We start from the raw sequence: 18,131 nt of genomic DNA, 5'->3' as shown, positions 1-18,131 counted from the left end.
AAACACGTTCTTAAATTTCCCTTAGTTCTTCCAGTTTTGTCGAGTGGTTATAAAGAACCAATTAATACTATTTATGCGCACGAAACCAACATGGCTTTAAATGTGACAAAAAATAAAATTTCATGAAAACTTTTATAAAAAAATATATTATCAGGTTTAGTTTAGTACTCACCGTTTTTATAAATGGTTGTATTGAACCAATCGAATTCAGTTCAAATACTTATGAAAATAATTTAGTTGTTAGATCTATCCTAACGAATGAATTTAAAAAGCACTCTATAGAGTTATCTCGAACAATTCCAATAGATTCAACACAACTGGATCCAGTAAGAAACGCTGAAGTATCCATAGTCGATAACAATGGCACTATATATAGATTTCAAGAAGAAGAAAATGGTGTTTATACTTCTTCCGTAAACTTTGCCGCCGAAGCAAATAAGTCATACTCATTGAAAATACAAACTGCCAATGGGAGCTCGTACACCTCTACTTCAGAAAAACTCCCTCCTCTTTCTGAAATTGAAGAAATTAATACGGCCATTGAACTCAATGATGAGAGTGACACTCCTGATTTCGTATTTAGAGTTAATAGCATCACTAACACTCATGAAGGAAACTATTACAGATATGCATATGATGAAACCTTTAAAATTAAAACCAATATTTGGAGCCCCAAAAAGCTAGAAGTTGTATCAGATACTTCTCCTTATGAGTTTAGATTAGTGGATAAAATACCAGAAATTGATGGAACTGGCTTTTGCTATGTTAACAAGTTATCTAGTTCCATTCTTCTTTCGGAAACCTTCTCCCTGGATGAAAACAAAGTAACCAACATTCCCGTTCGTAGAATCCCGCTTGATAATTACATTATCGGAATTAGATATTCAGTTTTAATCAAACAATACGTTCTTAACAAAAACACCTATGATTTTTACAGTCTACTAGACAAATTTTCTAACCCAGATAATGTGTTTTCGCAAATCCAAGTAGGAAATGTACCTAGTAATATATCCTCAGACATTGATCCGGATAACGATAAAGTATTGGGTTTTTTTGAGGTTTCTTCTGTACATGAAAAAAGAATATTTGTTAACAGAAGTGAAATTACCAACTTAGCATTTATAAACTACCCAACTCCTTTAAGTTGCACGGATCGCCCGAACCCATTGATCGAAGATCGCGATGGGAGTTCTCCTTTGTTAGAACTATTGGAATCGGGTTGGATTTATCAATCTCCACCTGACATTCCTATTCCACCACCAGGAAAACCGTATGCTCTTGCAAGAAAACCATGCGGTGATTGCAGACAATTTGGAGAAGTATCTCCTCCTGATTTTTGGATTGAATAAAATAAAAACTATGACTAGAAATTATATATTAATCATATACCTGTTGCTGTTTCAATTAACAAATGCTCAATCGCAACAGTACTTGTCAAAAAGCATAGACGCTTTACCAACTGAAAAAATATTTGTTCATAACAGCAATGATTTTTTACTAACCGGTGAAAATTTATACTATTCAATTTACTGCTTGGATAATTTAAACCAACTTAGTCCTTATAGTAAAATAGCCTATATTGAACTAATTAATAATGACAACCAAAGTGTATTAAAACAATCCATCAATTTGATAGATGGAAGTGGTTATGGCGACATTTTTATCAATACTGATATAGTTACAGGAACATACAAACTTGCGGTTTATACACAATGGATGCTTAACAAGGGAATTGTATTTTCAAAGAACATTTTCATTGTTAATCCATTTTCAAAAAAGTTAAAAAACTCTAGTGTAGAAAATCAGATAACTGCTAATTCCGATACTTTTGTCAATGGCCAAAATAAAAAGGGGAAATCTTTTCAAAACAACCAATTTATATACTCAAAAAGAGAAAAGGTTAAACTTAATCTCTCTGAGGAATTTTCTCTACCCGATGGACTTTATTCTATTTCAGTAAGAAAGAAAAATAATTTTAACATTCCTAAAGGAAATAAATCACTCAGCTCAGTAAAAAAAGAGGCGAATATTTACCTGCCAGAATTAAGAGGTTCCTTAATTCAAGGAAAGGTAAGTACAAACTCTTCTTCATTGTCGGTTTCTGATATTAAAATGTCTTTATCAAGTAAAAATCTTGATTTACCAGTTTCTGCAGTTACTAATGAGCATGGAGAATTTTTCTTCAACATACCTAATTTAGATACTAAAAACGTATCTATACAAATTCATGATGATCATAAAGATGAATTCGAAATTATCGTACACTCCAAAAAATCTATTGACACAAATTTCAGTTATTTCCCTCAATTGTATCTTAATGATTCATTAACAAAAACTATAAAGGAAAAGAACTTATATTCTCAAATTGAAAATGCTTTCTTTTCTGTTAAAAGAGATAGCCTACTATCGCAACCAGACAATAATTTGCTATTAGATAAAATAAGCAAAACATATCTTTTAGACGATTTCAAAAGATTTAAAACAGTTAAGGAGACATTTGTTGAAGTTATTTCGGGGGCAGGATTTAGTAAAACTAAAGGAAAGTATAAACTTAGTATAACCAATCCTGAAACCTACGAAATTTTAAAATTTTTATCTTCATTAGTAATTGTTGATGGTTATCTGTTAGATAATCATGAAGACTTATTAAATTTTGACGCTAGAAAAATTAAGTCTGTATCAATAATAACCGATAAATACTTTTATGGTAATGCACTTTATCAAGGAATAGCAGTGGTAGAAACATTTAAAAAGGATTTTAGCTCTTCACTAACGAATAGAAAAAATATTAAGGTGACTCCTGTGCAACCAGAAAAAGTATACTTTTTCCAAGACTCAGAAAGCCTCAAAAACCAAAGAATTCCAGATTTCAGAACTCAATTATATTGGGACCCAAATATCGATACCAGTGAAAAAGAAATCACATTTTTCACATCAGATGTTAACGGTGAATTTGAAATAGATCTTGTTGGATATACTGAACAAGGTAAGTTTGTCTCCCTCAAACGTACATTTTTAGTGCATTAATTTAAAAACAAGGACTTAAGTCCTTGTTTTTTTTTACTTTTATGCGATGAATTTTCTAGCGCATTTATACCTCTCAAAAAATAACGAAGAAATTATGATTGGGAATTTTATTGCTGATCACATTAAGGGTAATAAGTTTTCTCATTTTTCCGAAAACATACAAAAAGGTATTTTACTTCATAGAGCTATTGATACTTTCACTGATGCTCATGAAATTGTTCGTATAAGCAAAAGAAGATTACATGAAAGATATGGACATTATGATGGAATTATTATAGATATATTTTATGACCATTTTTTAGCCATTAACTGGCGCGATTATTCTGAAGTCCCATTAGATGTTTATGTCTCTTCGGTATACAAACTACTTGAAAAAAATATTGATGTTCTTCCTGAAAAAACAAAAAACTTACTTCCTTATATGGTCAAGTATAATTGGTTATACAATTATCAGTTTGCAAAAGGTATTAAAGACGTTTTAAAGGGAATGAATAATAGAACGAATGGAAAATCAATGATGAATCTTGCTACAGAAGATCTACTACTACATTATGATTCCTTTAATAGCGACTTTACCAAATTCTTCAAAGATCTTCAAGATTTTTCTACAATTAAAACGAGCGAACTTTTGACAAACTAATCAATTTTAATCGAATGAAAAAATCACTAATCTTGTTCATTAGCAGCTGCTTTATAGTAAGTAGTTGTAAAACCAGTATCCCTAAAAAAAAGACTAACACAGGTTTAATTACTGAAAAAGCGATGGTTGTTTCTGCCAGAAAAGAGGCTTCCAAAATAGGTGTTAAAATCTTAGAAAAAGGAGGTAATGCTTTCGACGCTATGATGGCCACTGAACTTGCCTTAGCAGTTTCTTATCCCTATGCAGGTAATATTGGAGGTGGTGGTTTTATGATTTATCGCACAAATGAAGGGAAAATTGGTGCGTTAGACTACAGGGAAAAGGCTCCTTTAGCCGCTCATAGAGACATGTATTTAGATGATGATGGTAATATTATAAAAAACAAAAGTACTTCTGGAGCTACTGCCGTTGGTGTACCAGGAACTATTGCTGGTGTATTTGAAGCTCATAAAAAATTTGGCAGCCTCCCTATAAATGAAATCATTCAGCCTGTTGTTGACCTCGCTTATAAAGGAGTTATTGTTACTGACAAGCAAGAAAAACGTTTACAAAAACATAAAAAAGATTTTTTTAGAGTTAATAACGACACGATCCCTCTGGCTAAAACATGGAAATCTGGAGATACCATCAAATATCCAGAGTTAGGAAAAACACTGGCTCGTGTATTAGAAAATGGTAGAGATGAGTTTTATAAAGGAGAAACTGCAAAAAAACTGGCTTCTTTTTTACAACAACAAGGCGGCTATGTTACAGAGGAAGATCTTTCCAAATATCAAGCCAAATGGAGAACTCCTGTAGTATTTAACTATGATGATTTAAAAGTTATTTCCATGTCACCTCCTTCAAGCGGTGGTGTTTGTTTAGCAGAAATAATGAACGCTATTGAACCTTACGATTTACATGAATATGGACATAACTCTTCGAAATCAATTCAAGTAATAACAGAAGCAGAAAGAAGAGCATATGCGGATCGAAGTTACTTTTTGGGTGACCCTGATTTTGTATCTATTCCTATGGATAAATTATTGAGCAAAGCTTATGCTAACGAACGAATGAGTTCTTTTTCCTTTGAAAAAGCAACAAAATCTGAAGATTTGTCGCACGGTAACATCGAGATTATTGAAAGTGATCAAACGACTCACTATTCAATTGTTGACCAATTTGGAAATGCCGTTTCTGTTACCACAACCATTAATGCAGCATACGGATCAAAACTATATGTACCTGAACTTGGCTTTTTCCTAAACAACGAAATGGATGATTTTAGTAGTAAACCTGGAGAGCCGAATATGTTTGGTCTTGTCGGAGCGAAAGCTAACGAAATAGCTCCAGAAAAAAGGATGTTGAGCTCTATGACCCCAACCATTGTTGAGAAAGAAGGAAAATTATGGATGGTTGTAGGTACACCTGGAGGATCAACCATTATTACATCGGTTTTACAAACAATTTTAAACGTACATGAATATAATATGGGAATGCAGGAAGCTGTTAATCAACCAAGGTTTCATCACCAGTGGTTACCAGATATTGTTAAAATGGAACCCAATAGTTTTTCCAAAGAAATAAAAACCTCACTTTCCCAAAAAGGATACACAATTGATGAAGCAAATTCTCCTGTAATTGGTAAGGTAGATGCCATCTTAATTTTACCTAATGGTAAATTAGAAGGAGGTGCGGATCGAAGAGGTGATGACACAGCCATTGGTTTTTAACTATTTAAAATAGAATTTCTAAAATTAAAATATTCAAACCCCGACGCTTTTATATCGGGGTTTGAATATTTTTAATGAAAGTTTAAACTATTTTTCACTTCTCCTTTTTCTTTAATAGAACTATTCCAATCCAAGCAAACCAAACGATTTGAGTTAATCCAAAAATTGCCCCTAAATCAGATAGCCCCGGAAAAACCGATACGATTCCCGCAATTCCTACTGTCAATCCTAAATAGTTCAAAGGCTTTGATAAAACTCTTTCTTTTATTCCAAAGTAACTAATTAAAAACACCCAAAGTCCTCCTACAACTTCTATTCCACCTCCTAATCCTCCTTGTATGGCATCAATGGTCTTCCATGCCGTTATTGCAGAAGGTTTATCAGTAGAAAATATGACTTCAATCGATTCCAAACCAACATTTGCAACCATTCCACTGGCAATGACCAATCCTGACCAAATAAATCCTAAAACAGGTGTTACTTTAGATGCTAACAAATGTTCTTTATTGAATTTTGAATTGATAACTATGGTAAGAGGAATTAAAATAATTCCGAAAAGAACGTAAATGAGTAAGTTCCAAATTTGAAATAATACTTTATTATTTAGAACAAATGCGAGTTTTTCGACATCTCCATTAGCGGCCTCCATACCAGGAGATAGAAAGAATATTAAATAGGTAAAACCTATAACATATAGTAGCGCTTCGATTATTGCGGAGTATCCTCCAATTTTATGAGTATTCATGGTAAGTTTTTATATTAAAGACGATTGGTTGATTATTTTGCTACGTTAATTTACATAATTTCAATACTTTAACTAACAAAATTCTCTTTACTAAATAAAAAACACCCCATAAATTATGGAGTGCTTATTAAAAAGTTGGTAATACTTCTATTTATAATTTTGTTTTTATATACCCTTGTAATTCTTGGGCGGCTTTCAGCATTTCTACTTCATCTTTTGAATGTCCTTGCAATCCTTTTGCATATGCGTCGAAAACATGACTTAAATATAAAGGTGATCTATAATCCGTTTTAAAACTCACGGAATTATGACAACTAAAACAATTTGCCAAAGTTTTTACATTTACCTTCTGAATACCATTTTCAAATGTTTGTGTGAACGACTCCATGGTTACGTTGGCGCAATTCAAAGAACCTCTTGTTAAAGCCCCTTTCTCTCCACTGGAAATGCCTTCTCCTAATTCAACAATCTTTGCAGCTTGAGCTTCTGGACTCATACCATCTGTATTTAACCATATAGATCCATTATAAAAATAGTTTTTCCAAACGTCCTTTAAGTTCTTCTTAACACAGTTATTGATATCATTGACATTATTAAAATTCTTCTCTCCACCCTGAGATGTTTCCATAAAAGTCCCATCAGGATTTCTAGGCACTCCATATTGAAATAAATCATAAACCTTATAAGTTTCCACGGGCTTTTGATTCTTTCTATCTGTTCTATCCCATTTAATACCATTGATACTATTTTCAACACTTCCTTTTGAAAATAATAGTTTTTCATTCTCTGAAGAAGCCTTATTCTCTTCCCAATTATAATTCGGCGCTAAATCATCGTGTTCAAATGTAGCCCAAATAAATTCTGGATGATTTTCTACTACTCCAACCACATGCATTCCCGATAATGCTACTTCAATATTCCTTTTTCCTTTATTCTTTTGAATTACCTGAGCCATTGTTGTATAATAATTATTGACCTCTTCTTTTGGTAATGCACTCGTCGCAACCCATGAAGCCTTTAACTCCAAAGATCCAAAAGGGAAGGTAAAATTGTTATTTCTCTTTACAGTGTCATTTTTAATGATCTCTCCAAATTTTAGAGCGGACTCTTTAAAGATAGAATCAATATAAATCGAGTAAAATACGGTTTCTGAATTCCCATCAGAATTGAAAGAAGGATTTGTTCTCAATACTATTTTACCATCTCCAGCTTGTAACGTATCGGTTAGTACAACGTTTACCCCTTCTGGTATATCAACATCTTCCATATGCGAGGTAACCTGAAATATTTTCGAAGAGTTCAAAAATAACGGAACATCAGTCCCTTTCTTTTTAGTTGGTTTGGTTAACCATAAAAACTTCTGCCACGACCACTGATGGAACATTTTGTTGGTAGAGCTTTTTGCACTAAAAGGACTCTTTTCACCTCCCTCAATTGGATTCTTGGTTTGAGAATGTGGGAACCATGATGCATCACATAATTCTACTGATGTTGATGTTTTATAAACAGAACCTTCCTCTTTTTTAGTAGATTCTTGCTTTTGTTTACACGAACTAAAAAATAGAGCCCCCAAAGAAAGAGTCAGACCTAAAGTTGATTTTGAAATTAACCTCATAATATGTTAGTTTTTTGATGGCTGCAAAAATGAAATAATAATTTTATTAAAGTCAAGAAAAAGTCACGAGTTCCTTAAAATAAGTTATAACTAGGGATATTTCGATCATAATTGAACATATAGTCATGTTTAACACTACGAATAACATTAAAACATTAAGAATTCTATAACTAAACTTAGCTATGCTTTTCCTTTTATTGGAAATAGAAAAAGTAAAATAAGTTTATTATTTATATTCCCTGAATAGCAATAAAAACCGACTATATTATTATAGCTTTTTACTTATCTTTAAGAAAACAAAAAGCAATGAGTAAACATCATGAATTTATGAGTGAGGCGGTAAAAGCTGCTTTAAAAGGAATGAAAAACAATGAAGGAGGACCGTTCGGTTGCATCATTGTTAAAGATGATAAAATTATAGGAAGAGGAAATAATAAGGTTACCTCTACCAACGACCCAACCGCTCATGCCGAAGTAACAGCTATTCGTGATGCTTGTAAAAACCTAGGCACTTTTCAATTAGATGGTTGTATTGTTTATACTTCTTGTGAGCCTTGCCCTATGTGTTTAGGTGCTATATATTGGGCTCGTCCCGATAAAGTATATTATGGAAGCGGGCAAAAAGATGCAGCTGATATTGGGTTTGACGATGCTTTTATTTATAAAGAAATTCCTTTACCGTACCATAAAAGAAGTATTCCTTTTGAGCAACTCGGAAGAGAAATAGCGCTTGAACCATTTGAAAAATGGAATGATAAAAATGACAAAATAGAATACTAAAAATAACAATTCAAACAAAACCTCTCTTTCTATAAGTTTCAGAGAGGTTTTAAGCTGTACTCAATCGTAAAACTTTACTTTAATCTATTCATTTGATAATCTAACAATTCTTGCTTACTTTTCTCTAGTTCAATCTGGTCTAAACTTTTACCATCTACTTCACCTTTAATATAATCTCTAAAAATATGACTTAAATATAATGGTGAATTATTATTACTACTAATCGAATTATGACAAGTAAAACAATTTACTAATTTACTTACATTAATTTGTTGAATACTATCTTGAAAAGTTTGTGTATACGTTTCCATAGTTGCATTTGCACAATTCAAGGATCCTCTAGCGAACGAGCCTGGATAAGCATTGGATATACTTTTGGCTAAACCAGTAATTAAACTCGTTTGTTGATTTTTAGTTAAACCATCGGTATCGATCCAAATAGAACCATTATAAAAATAATTCTTCCAAACGTCTTTTAAATTCTCTTTTACACATAAGTTAATATTTTCAATATTCTCAAAGTTTATAGGTTCCTCTTGACTTGTTTCCATAAAAGCACCTCCTTTATTCATTGGCACTCCGTATTGGAACAAATCAAATGCTTTATATTTTTCTTTTGCTGAAGTTCCTGTCCAAGTAATTCCATCAATCCCTGATGTTACACCTTTTTGGAACAATAATAATTCATTATCTGAACTTGCTTTATTCTCCTTCCAATTGTAATTAGGAGCCATGGTATTATGCTCAAATGTTGCCCAAATAAACTCCGGATGATTTTCAACGACTCCAACAACATGCATTCCTAACATCGCTACTTCTGTATTTACATAGTCTTTACCATCTCTTGTAACTGCGGCGGTGGTTTTATAATAATTACTTAAATCTTTTTCGGCAATTGCCTTAGTTGCCACCCAAGAAACTTTTAATTCTAACGAACCAACTGGGAAAGCGGATAGGTTATTTTTCTTTAAACTTCCATTTAAAATAGAGTCTTTAAACTTTTCAGCCGCTTCTAGCATCGTTACATCTGAATGAATTGAATAAAAGACAGTCGTTTCCTTACCTGAAGTTCCATAGGCTGGGTTCGTTTTCAGTACACCGCTAGAACCCGCTTGTAAAGTATCTGATAATACTAATAAAGCTCCTTGTTGCTGCTCTACGGGTTGCATACGTGAATTTACCTGAAGTAACCTTTTAGAGTCTAAAAACAACGGTTTGCTTCCTTCTCTTTCTTTGGATGATATAGGTTTCGTCAACCATAAAAATTTTTGCCATGACCATTGATGAAATATTGCGTTAGTAGTACTTATTGTATCGAATGGACTTCCCTTCCCCTCTTCTGGCGGTGGTGTTTGAGAGTGTGGGAACCAAGAACTTTCGCAAAGCTCCTTTGATGAACCTTCATTATAACTTGAAAGATTCAGAATATCTCCATTTTCTTTTTTACCTGTTTCCTTTTTACAAGATATACTAGAAAAAATGCAGCATATAAAAAGTAAGCCATAAATTACTTTAATTCTTTTGTTCATGATTTTGTTGGTTTTTGGTTAAATACAAGATAATGAGATGAGTAATATCCCATCACATTTTAACCTTAAGAGTAGTATTTTGAGGTATGAAAGTATTTATTAAGACCATATAGATCAAACTAACAATCAACCAATTACGATAATAACGGATAATCCAACATACTCCAAAAAGATAACTTTGAAATCAAATTTATAGGTATTATACATTCTCTCTTCTTTATCTTTTTTATCTTTAACTCATAGAAATTAATTCTGTTTTACAATTATCATTTATTATGATTACACTTGAAAACGACTATTTACAAATTGAAATAAAAAATATTGGTGCCGAACTTTGTAAAGTATATTCTAAACAAACAAATTTAGATTATCTATGGAAGGGAGATCCTAAATTTTGGAAGCGGCACTCTCCTGTATTATTTCCAATTGTTGGGAAGCTTGTGAACAATTTTTATACTATCAATCGTACTAAATATGAGCTAAATCAGCATGGTTTTGCTAGAGATTTAGAGTTTAATGTGATCACTAAAACGAACGAAAGTATTCTCTTTGAGGCTGAATATACTCAAGAAACATTACTTAAATATCCTTATAAATTTACACTTCAAATTGGATATCAATTAAAAAAGAACCTTATTGAGGTTACCTATGAAGTTTTCAATAAAGACGATAAATCAATTAACTTTTCAATAGGAGCTCATCCAGCTTTTAATTGCCCAATATCAGAAAGTAGTAGTTTCAATGATTATTTTATTGAATTTGAGAAGGAAGAGAATCCTATTCAACACTCATTGAATCCACAAACTGGTTTTAGAAAAAAAGATACTGAAAGAGTTCGTTTAAATAAAACCATTCCTCTTTCATACAATCTATTTGATAATGATGCTATTATGTTTGAGGGTCTCGAATCTAAACAAATTTCTTTAAAATCGAACAAACATGAACATGGAGTTCATTTTTATATTCCTAATTGGAGATATATGGCCTTTTGGACTCAAAAAGGAAACGCTCCGTTTGTTTGTTTTGAACCTTGGATGGGGATTGCTGATGAAGAAAATACGGATCAGGTATTTGAAACAAAAACAGGAATCATGAGCCTTAATATTGGTGAGACATATACTAATGAATATGCTATGGAGTTTTTTTAACAAAAACTCTAAGTACCTGGTATTACAAAATCAAATCCAATGTTTTTTTACGTTGGATTTTTTTTGTTTCTGTCTCTATAAATTTTGAAACTGCCAATACTTCTTTTGGCTTTTCATATTTCCCTAAAGTTTCAATACTTTCAAGCCTTTTCTTTATATTTAATAGTTCTTTGCTGGTTTTATCACCTTCTAATACCAAAATTAACTTTTCTCCTAAAACAGTATCCGAAACACCTGTAACGAAAAAACGTTCATCAATAATATTAGACAACTTTTCTTCTATCTTTTCAGGGTTTAATTTAACGCCACCTGAGTTAATAATATTATCGAATCTCCCCAACCATTCAAAAGAAGTTTCAGAATGTAACTCCACAATATCGTTGGTTACCACAACTTCTTCGGAAACTTTCTGAGCTTTAATTATTAAACAGCCTCTATCATCTGTATCTAAAGTAACATTTGGTAAAGTTTTGTAGAAAGAATTTTCACTACCCTCTTTGTTCAATCTTTTCACTGCAATATGAGTTATTGTTTCAGTCATCCCATAGGTTGCAAAAATTTCAGTGGTGCAATTTTCAATTTCTTTTTTCAAGTCATTACTAACAACACCTCCTCCAACAATTAATTTTTTAACTTTACTTAAGTCTTTTAAACTAGCTTGTAATTGCATAGGAACCATGGCCGAGAAATCATAGTTCTTTTTAGCTTTAGACAAAGGGTTAGCTACAGGTTTAACGATATCAATATGCCAACCAAGTGTCATTGCTCGTACCAACATCATTTTCCCTGCGATATAATTGACAGGCATACATAATAAAGCTGTTGTATTTTCACCCAGCTGAAAAAACGCTCCAGTCGCTTTTGCAGAGTTTATCATAAACTCTTTGTTTAATTTTATTGGCTTTGGTTTCCCTGTAGATCCTGAAGTGCTTACAACAATAAAGTCTCGATCATTAAACCAATCATCCATAAAGCTGTAAATTTCAATTGAAATACTACGGGAAAAAGCTAATAATTCATTCGAAGATTTGAATGTTTTGTTATTTAACCGAAAGTTTGTATGAACATACATTCGTTTAAAAATTAAAGTCGTTTATTCCTTGAATGCTTTCATCATTCATAGGCTTTTCTATCTTTCCAAATAATTTTTCTTTCCAATTTTTCCATCCGTACTTCTTTGAGAAAATGATTAATAAAATTGGGTATAAAACTAATACTGGTAAAAACATATCTAAACCTACTGATGGTTCAGAAGTATCAACATACAAAGCTTCCGTTTGAAAAACAGTCCAATCTGTAGTTACGAAAAACGCCGCGACAATATTATTGATTGCGTGCAACCCCAAAGCTAATTCTGTTCCTTCATCTAATAATGTCACTATTCCGAAAAAAAATCCAGTACCAATATAAAACACCATAGAAATTGGACCTAGTTTATCTACTTCCGGATTTGCACCATGAAGTAACCCAAAGGCTACTGAAGTAATTATTAAAGGAGTTAAAAAATTACTAAAACCTTTACTTAACCTAATATTAAACTTAGTTTCATAAAATCTATCAAAAAGCGATAATATATAATAACCAATTCCAATAGCTGCTATATAAACAGAGTTCATAAGAAGATTTACCTCATTTATTGTATTAACATAGATCAAAGTTCCAAATAATATAATAGAATAAAAAGCTAATAAAGGAAACTTCTTGCTTCTAGAAGCAATTCCAAGTCCTTGCATAAGGTATCCACGAAACAACAATTCTTCAAAAGATGTTTGAATTGGAATAAATAGAAATGAAATCAAAACCAATATAAAAAATGGAATAGGTTTAAAATTCCATACATAATTTTCAGGTTCAATAGCAATTCCTAGTCCTATTACAAATATTGAAATAAGACCCCAAGTAATAAAACCAAACCAAAATCTTTTCCAATCGATATTCTTTCTACTCGTTACAATAGTTTTAAACGCTCTTTTATGTAAAAATCGCACTCCCATAAACAAGAACAATAAACCACAAGCAAATGTAAAAATCATTAGAAACAGAAATAAATTACTATTAATACCTAATGTCATGAAACTGTCTTGAGCCGCTGCAGTGAATTCATTCATATCTTCTGAATGCATAATTGCTGCAATTAGTAATGGAACCACTCCTAAAAATTGCCATCCAAAAAAAACAACCAATATTACCAATAAATAGATGTACCATTCATTCCTTCCTTTGTATGCTTGCTGTATAAAGTTCATATATTATAAATTAAAATGCCATTTTTCGTTTCTATTGTATCGTAATCCGCCTTCTACTACTTCTAAAGGACTATTAAAGTTATTGGTAAACAACCCTCCAGTTCCTAAACCTTGAGGCAATGGATTGTTTAATGTATAGGTCCATTGCGCGATTGCATTTAACCCTATATTACTTTCTAAAGCACTTGTAATCCAATTCCCTGCGTTATGATTAGTCGCAATTTCAATCCATTCGTTACTTCCTTTTATTCCTCCAACTAAGCTTGGTTTTAAAATTATATATTGAGGCTGTATTGTTTCAATACATTTTGATTTTTCTTCTGTGAAGAAAATTCCTATTAACTCCTCATCTAACGCTATTGGTAAAGGTGTTTTATCACACAAATCAGCCATTTCTTGCCACTGACCTTGTTTAATAGGTTGCTCTATGGAATGTAATTCAAGTTCTGATAATCTTTTTAGTTTTTCTAATGCATTATCTGGAGCGAAAGCTCCATTCGCATCCACTCTGAGTTCTATTTCATTTGACGAAAATTCACTTCTTATAGATTTCAACAATGCCAATTCTGTATCGAAATCGATAGCTCCTATTTTCATTTTTATGGTAGTAAAGCCTTGCTGCAATTTATCTTTAATCTGTTGCTGCATAAAAGCTTTATCCCCCATCCAAATCAGTCCGTTTATATTAATAAGTTCTTTCCCATCGGTGAAATTTGATGGGTATAACGTAAATAAGTCGTTACTATTTAATGATAAGAATGCTTGTTCCAAACCAAATTGAATAGACGGGAATTCCAAAGTCTCATTTAGTAATTTCTCAAGTCCCAAATGTATATTATCACAAATCCACTTTAATTTGTTTTCATAATCGGGTCTATCATCAATACTAAGTCCTCTAAAAAGCCCGCACTCTCCTACTCCTTTTTTTCCATCTTTTTCTAAAAACAAAAACCAAGTCTCTTTGGTTCTTAAGACACCTCTTGAAGTTCCACTAGCTTGCTTAAACTCAAGAATATATTTTTTATATGAAGCTTTAATCATTTGAACTTTCTGCAAACTTTTTAAAGTTGTTTAAATATTGTTGATCTTGGTCAGCTAATTTCCCCTTCATCAAAGGCAATAAACAACCTAAAATAAAATTATCACTTTTCACATTTGATTCTAATGTCAACTGTGTCATTCCATCAGATAATGTTTCAAAAGAATAACCACCAACTTTTAGCATTCCTCCTCCTTTGAATAGAAGTCTTACTTTTTTGTTATCAATAAAATCCAAAACCTTTTCTTCAAGTACTACTTCATTCCCTTGATTATTTACGGTAACCAGAAAAGTACTTCCCTTTATTTCTTCCGTTTTTAATACTGACTTTATAGATTTTATTTCAGGTATCCATTTAGACATTTTTTCATCGTTATTAAACAATTTAAAAACCTCCGACAGTGGTTTGTCGATAGTTACTTTAGATGTATAGTTTAATTCTTGAACAAATATTCCAATAGCAAAAAATGCTATCGATAATGCTACAACAACACCCAATACGATCTTTACAATCTTCATTTTCCTTTGATCAGCCTTATTCTGTTTTGACATAATAAAAAATTATCTTATAAATTTATGCTATTTCCTATTTCTAAGAGAATTAACTCTTTTTGCTTGTTTGAAAACTTTTCTTTTGCCTCTTCCGTCTCAATTTCTATCGGAGGAAAGGTATTATAATGGCAACCGATAACTTTATCACACTCCACAAAATCACTTGCTATAATCGCGTCATCAACCCCCATCGTAAAATTATCACCTATTGGTAAAATAGATGCCGTTAACTTGGTCGTCATTGGAATCAATTTCATATCCATCGTTAAAGCTGTATCTCCAGCAATATACAATGATTTATCTCCTGCCGTAATCACAAATCCTCCAGGTTGCCCTCCATACGTTCCATCAGGAAAAGAAGATGTGTGTATTGCATTTACATACTTAGCAGAAAAGTTTTCCGCTTTAAAAGTACCTCCATGATTTATAGGATGCCCTTTTAATCCTTTCTCATTATAGTACATTACTATTTCATAATTTGAAATTAATAAAGCTCCTGTTTTTCTTGCCAATGCTTCAACATCTAAAATATGATCTTGATGGGCATGTGTTACTAAAATATAATGAGCTTTTACAGAATCTAAATCGATATTGGATGCCAGTGGGTTTGCAGTAATAAAAGGATCTACAACGATATTTATTCCGTTAATCTCTATTCCAAAACAGGCATGACCGTAAGAAGTTATTTTCATATGTTTATTTCATTAGTTGTTATCCATTCGATATTTTAAAGGATTATTCCCTCTAAAATTCAATAATTATAATTGAATTACCTATTTAATATCTTTTATAAATTTATAAAACACTCCCTAAAGCAAAAAGTATTGCAAAAAGAAATGTGCTCAATGCTACCTTTTTGAGTTCGCCATCTAATTTAGCTTCCTCATTATTTTTCATAACAAAAAGTACATGCTTTATTAAAGGAATATATGCTATTAAAAATAAAAATTGTGATGGAGAACGATACTCTACCACTGTATATAATAGTGCAAATAGGAAAGACGCACCTATTAAATAATAGTGATAGTATTTGGCGAATTCAGCCCCTATTTTAACTACTAAGGTATTCTTTCCTGATTTTGCATCGTTTACTCGATCTCTCATATTATTTAGGTTCAGTACGGCAGTACTTAAAAGACCTATTGTAAAAGCTGGAAGAAATACCGTAAATTCTAATGCTTTTGTATATAAAAAGAAAGTTCCAACAACAGCCAACAAACCGAAAAATATAAAGACAAAAACATCTCCAAATCCGCTATATCCATATGCTGATTTTCCTACGGTATATTTTATTGCTGCTGCAATTGATGCCAAACCTAATCCGAAAAATAACATTGAGTACGCAAAATTATCCTTTCCGAAAGCTTGGTATATCAATAAAATCGCTACGACTAAGGTTAAGATTGCAGTAACAATCATTGCTTTTTTCATTTGACTAGGGGTAATTGCTCCCGAGGAAACCATTCGCTCTTCTCCTTCCCTATTGTCGTCGGTACCTTTTATTCCATCACCATAGTCATTCGCAAAATTTGATAGTACTTGAAAACCAATTGTTGTAAGAATCGCTAACCAAAAAATTGAAGATTGCAATATATTGGTATTTGACAAGTTAACACCTATATGATTAAATAATGAGTTTACTACTCCATTAGTAATACCTATTGAAGCCCCAACAATAATTCCCGATACTGACAAAGGTAAGGTACGTAATCGTGCAGCTTTTATGTAGTTTTTCATGTGTTTATATTGATTGTGCTTTACACTTTCGAGCAAAAACTCAGTTACTGAACTAAAGATAATTTAACTCAAAACAATAAAGACTATACTTGAATAATATAAAGTATCAAAGATACTTATTTGACATGAAAAATCATACTTGGTAAGTCTTAGTTATTCTCTATTGTACTAGGAAATTTTGTAAATCAATTTGATCTTCTAGTCGGCTTCATGTTAGATATTTATTATTTTTTTTAAAGCCGTTTTACTTTTTAATAATACTTAACTTACCGTCATTGCTTATTAAATATTGTTTTTTAGTTAATGGACTCTCACAATACCAGAACCACTTTTTATCAATATTTCTCCTTTTAAAAACTACTTTAGCCCCATGAAAAAAGCCTACAGTTTCTCTACTATACTCATTCACATTATTCGATACTCTAAGTTTCTGACGATATTGAATATACATCCACTGAATTAAGGGTGCATCGATGGGAAGTTCATTGATATCTACTGTTTCATCTGATTTATTAAAATAAACATATCCCCATTTTTCTGGTTGATGAATATTTACCGCACCTTGAGAACTCCAAACCCAGTTGCTAGATGGTTTTAATTTATTTGAGTAATCTCTTACTCGTTTATATTTTCCATTGTCAAGTAAGAAATTCCAATGTACCCTCATAAAATTCATGCGCCAAAATCTACCTTTGCCCACAGGACTTTCATCATTATCTACATTTAAGCTTTTCCATGGTAATGCCATTTCTATAACCCAACCTTTGTCTATATCATTAGAATTGTTCAATGTTCCTTCATGAGAAACTTCAGTCTTTATCCCTTGAATATCCCATTCGAATTTAACTTCCGGGTTATTTCTGTATGGTTTGCTAATGAATAAATCCCAGACTGTATTTAAAGCATTTATTTCCAATTCCATGTAATTATGAGTATTTCCATCGGGGTCTAAAAAAATTTCAAAACAATTATTATTGAAAATAATAGTGTCTCTTTGTTTTAAAGTTCCCCATATATGTTCGTCTTGAAGTTTGGCTAGAATATATACGTTTTCGTTGTCCCAAAGCATTTTAAAGTTAGTCTTGTACTTAGGTTTCTTTTTCCCTTCAATATCTATAAATGTTTCTGACCATTGCGCTCGATTCCAAATTTCACTATCGATAAAACCATCAATTAATGGTGCCTTGCTTACAAAGTCAGAAACATATAGTTTCGGAGTTTCAATATCCTTAATATCTTCAGGTGTTATGCTTTGAGCTTTCATTCCCATACAGCAAATCATAACCAATATTCCACAAAAATTCTTCATGATAAACTAATATCAGATAAAAATACTTCAATTAGCCTAAATTAATCATAAA

At 31.9% G+C, this 18,131-nt stretch carries 16 protein-coding genes; 6 read left to right on the top strand and 10 right to left on the bottom strand.

Translation table 11 applies throughout. From position 1 onward, the window contains the following. The first annotated feature begins 122 nt into the window (after positions 1 to 122). The 4 genes from BLW23_RS19380 to ggt are packed head-to-tail and all read left to right on the top strand — an operon-like array spanning position 123 to position 5,379. The gene (locus BLW23_RS19380) at positions 123 to 1,349 is read left to right on the top strand and encodes a DUF4249 domain-containing protein (protein WP_093672980.1); all 1,227 of its coding nucleotides are present in this window, start codon (positions 123 to 125) and stop codon (positions 1,347 to 1,349) included. 10 nt (positions 1,350 to 1,359) lie between these two features. After that, entirely contained in the window at positions 1,360 to 3,027 is a 1,668-nt protein-coding gene (locus tag BLW23_RS19375; RefSeq protein WP_143032232.1) for a hypothetical protein, read from the top strand. Positions 3,028 to 3,073: 46 nt separating this feature from the next. Next, entirely contained in the window at positions 3,074 to 3,667 is a 594-nt protein-coding gene (locus BLW23_RS19370; RefSeq protein WP_093672976.1) for an acyl carrier protein phosphodiesterase, read from the top strand. Positions 3,668 to 3,681: 14 nt separating this feature from the next. Further along, on the top strand, positions 3,682 to 5,379 hold the full coding sequence (ggt, locus tag BLW23_RS19365) for a gamma-glutamyltransferase (RefSeq protein WP_093672974.1): 1,698 nt from the start codon (positions 3,682 to 3,684) through the stop codon (positions 5,377 to 5,379). Positions 5,380 to 5,473: 94 nt separating this feature from the next. Here ggt and BLW23_RS19360 read toward each other — a convergent pair whose 3' ends face one another. Together BLW23_RS19360 and BLW23_RS19355 are read right to left on the bottom strand one after the other, a co-directional pair. Then, positions 5,474 to 6,124, bottom strand: a complete 651-nt coding sequence (locus tag BLW23_RS19360; protein ID WP_093672972.1) for a DUF4386 family protein — start codon at positions 6,122 to 6,124, stop codon at positions 5,474 to 5,476. A 151-nt stretch (positions 6,125 to 6,275) separates the two neighbouring features. Continuing rightward, positions 6,276 to 7,739, bottom strand: coding sequence for a hypothetical protein (locus BLW23_RS19355; RefSeq protein ID WP_093672970.1), 1,464 nt, complete (start codon positions 7,737 to 7,739; stop codon positions 6,276 to 6,278). Between the two features lie 306 nt (positions 7,740 to 8,045). On the opposite strand from BLW23_RS19355, the gene BLW23_RS19350 reads away from it, so the two are divergent. After that, positions 8,046 to 8,519: a nucleoside deaminase gene (locus BLW23_RS19350; protein WP_093672968.1), complete on the top strand. Its 474-nt coding sequence runs from the start codon at positions 8,046 to 8,048 to the stop codon at positions 8,517 to 8,519. Between the two features lie 74 nt (positions 8,520 to 8,593). On the opposite strand, the gene BLW23_RS19345 is transcribed toward BLW23_RS19350, so the two are convergent. Beyond that, positions 8,594 to 10,048: a hypothetical protein gene (locus tag BLW23_RS19345; protein WP_093672966.1), complete on the bottom strand. Its 1,455-nt coding sequence runs from the start codon at positions 10,046 to 10,048 to the stop codon at positions 8,594 to 8,596. A gap of 275 nt (positions 10,049 to 10,323) precedes the next feature. Between BLW23_RS19345 and BLW23_RS19340 the strand changes: the two genes are divergently transcribed. Next, positions 10,324 to 11,196 (top strand): aldose 1-epimerase family protein, encoded by an 873-nt coding sequence (locus tag BLW23_RS19340; protein ID WP_093672964.1) that lies wholly within the window; start codon positions 10,324 to 10,326, stop codon positions 11,194 to 11,196. Between the two features lie 22 nt (positions 11,197 to 11,218). Here the strand turns inward: BLW23_RS19340 and BLW23_RS19335 are convergent, their stop codons facing one another. The 7 genes from BLW23_RS19335 to BLW23_RS19305 form a co-directional block, all read right to left on the bottom strand. Continuing rightward, positions 11,219 to 12,268, bottom strand: a complete 1,050-nt coding sequence (locus BLW23_RS19335) for an AMP-binding protein (RefSeq protein ID WP_093672962.1) — start codon at positions 12,266 to 12,268, stop codon at positions 11,219 to 11,221. Between the two features lie 4 nt (positions 12,269 to 12,272). Continuing rightward, positions 12,273 to 13,442: a CPBP family glutamic-type intramembrane protease gene (locus BLW23_RS19330; protein ID WP_093672960.1), complete on the bottom strand. Its 1,170-nt coding sequence runs from the start codon at positions 13,440 to 13,442 to the stop codon at positions 12,273 to 12,275. A gap of 3 nt (positions 13,443 to 13,445) precedes the next feature. Beyond that, positions 13,446 to 14,483: an o-succinylbenzoate synthase gene (locus tag BLW23_RS19325; protein ID WP_093672958.1), complete on the bottom strand. Its 1,038-nt coding sequence runs from the start codon at positions 14,481 to 14,483 to the stop codon at positions 13,446 to 13,448. Further along, on the bottom strand, positions 14,476 to 15,033 hold the full coding sequence (locus BLW23_RS19320) for an SRPBCC family protein (protein ID WP_093672956.1): 558 nt from the start codon (positions 15,031 to 15,033) through the stop codon (positions 14,476 to 14,478). Before BLW23_RS19320 ends, BLW23_RS19325 begins: the two co-directional genes overlap by 8 nt. Positions 15,034 to 15,047: 14 nt before the next feature. Next, entirely contained in the window at positions 15,048 to 15,725 is a 678-nt protein-coding gene (locus BLW23_RS19315; RefSeq protein ID WP_093672954.1) for a metal-dependent hydrolase, read from the bottom strand. Between the two features lie 103 nt (positions 15,726 to 15,828). Then, positions 15,829 to 16,770, bottom strand: coding sequence for a 1,4-dihydroxy-2-naphthoate octaprenyltransferase (gene menA, locus BLW23_RS19310; RefSeq protein WP_093672952.1), 942 nt, complete (start codon positions 16,768 to 16,770; stop codon positions 15,829 to 15,831). Between the two features lie 244 nt (positions 16,771 to 17,014). Further along, the gene (locus BLW23_RS19305) at positions 17,015 to 18,079 is read right to left on the bottom strand and encodes a carbohydrate-binding family 9-like protein (RefSeq protein WP_093672950.1); all 1,065 of its coding nucleotides are present in this window, start codon (positions 18,077 to 18,079) and stop codon (positions 17,015 to 17,017) included. Positions 18,080 to 18,131 lie beyond the last annotated feature (52 nt).

The organism is Tenacibaculum sp. MAR_2009_124 (assembly GCF_900105455.1).
Lineage (GTDB): Bacteria > Bacteroidota > Bacteroidia > Flavobacteriales > Flavobacteriaceae > Polaribacter.
Note: the sequence above shows the minus strand (reverse complement) of the source record. Positions and strands in the feature narration are given on the sequence as shown.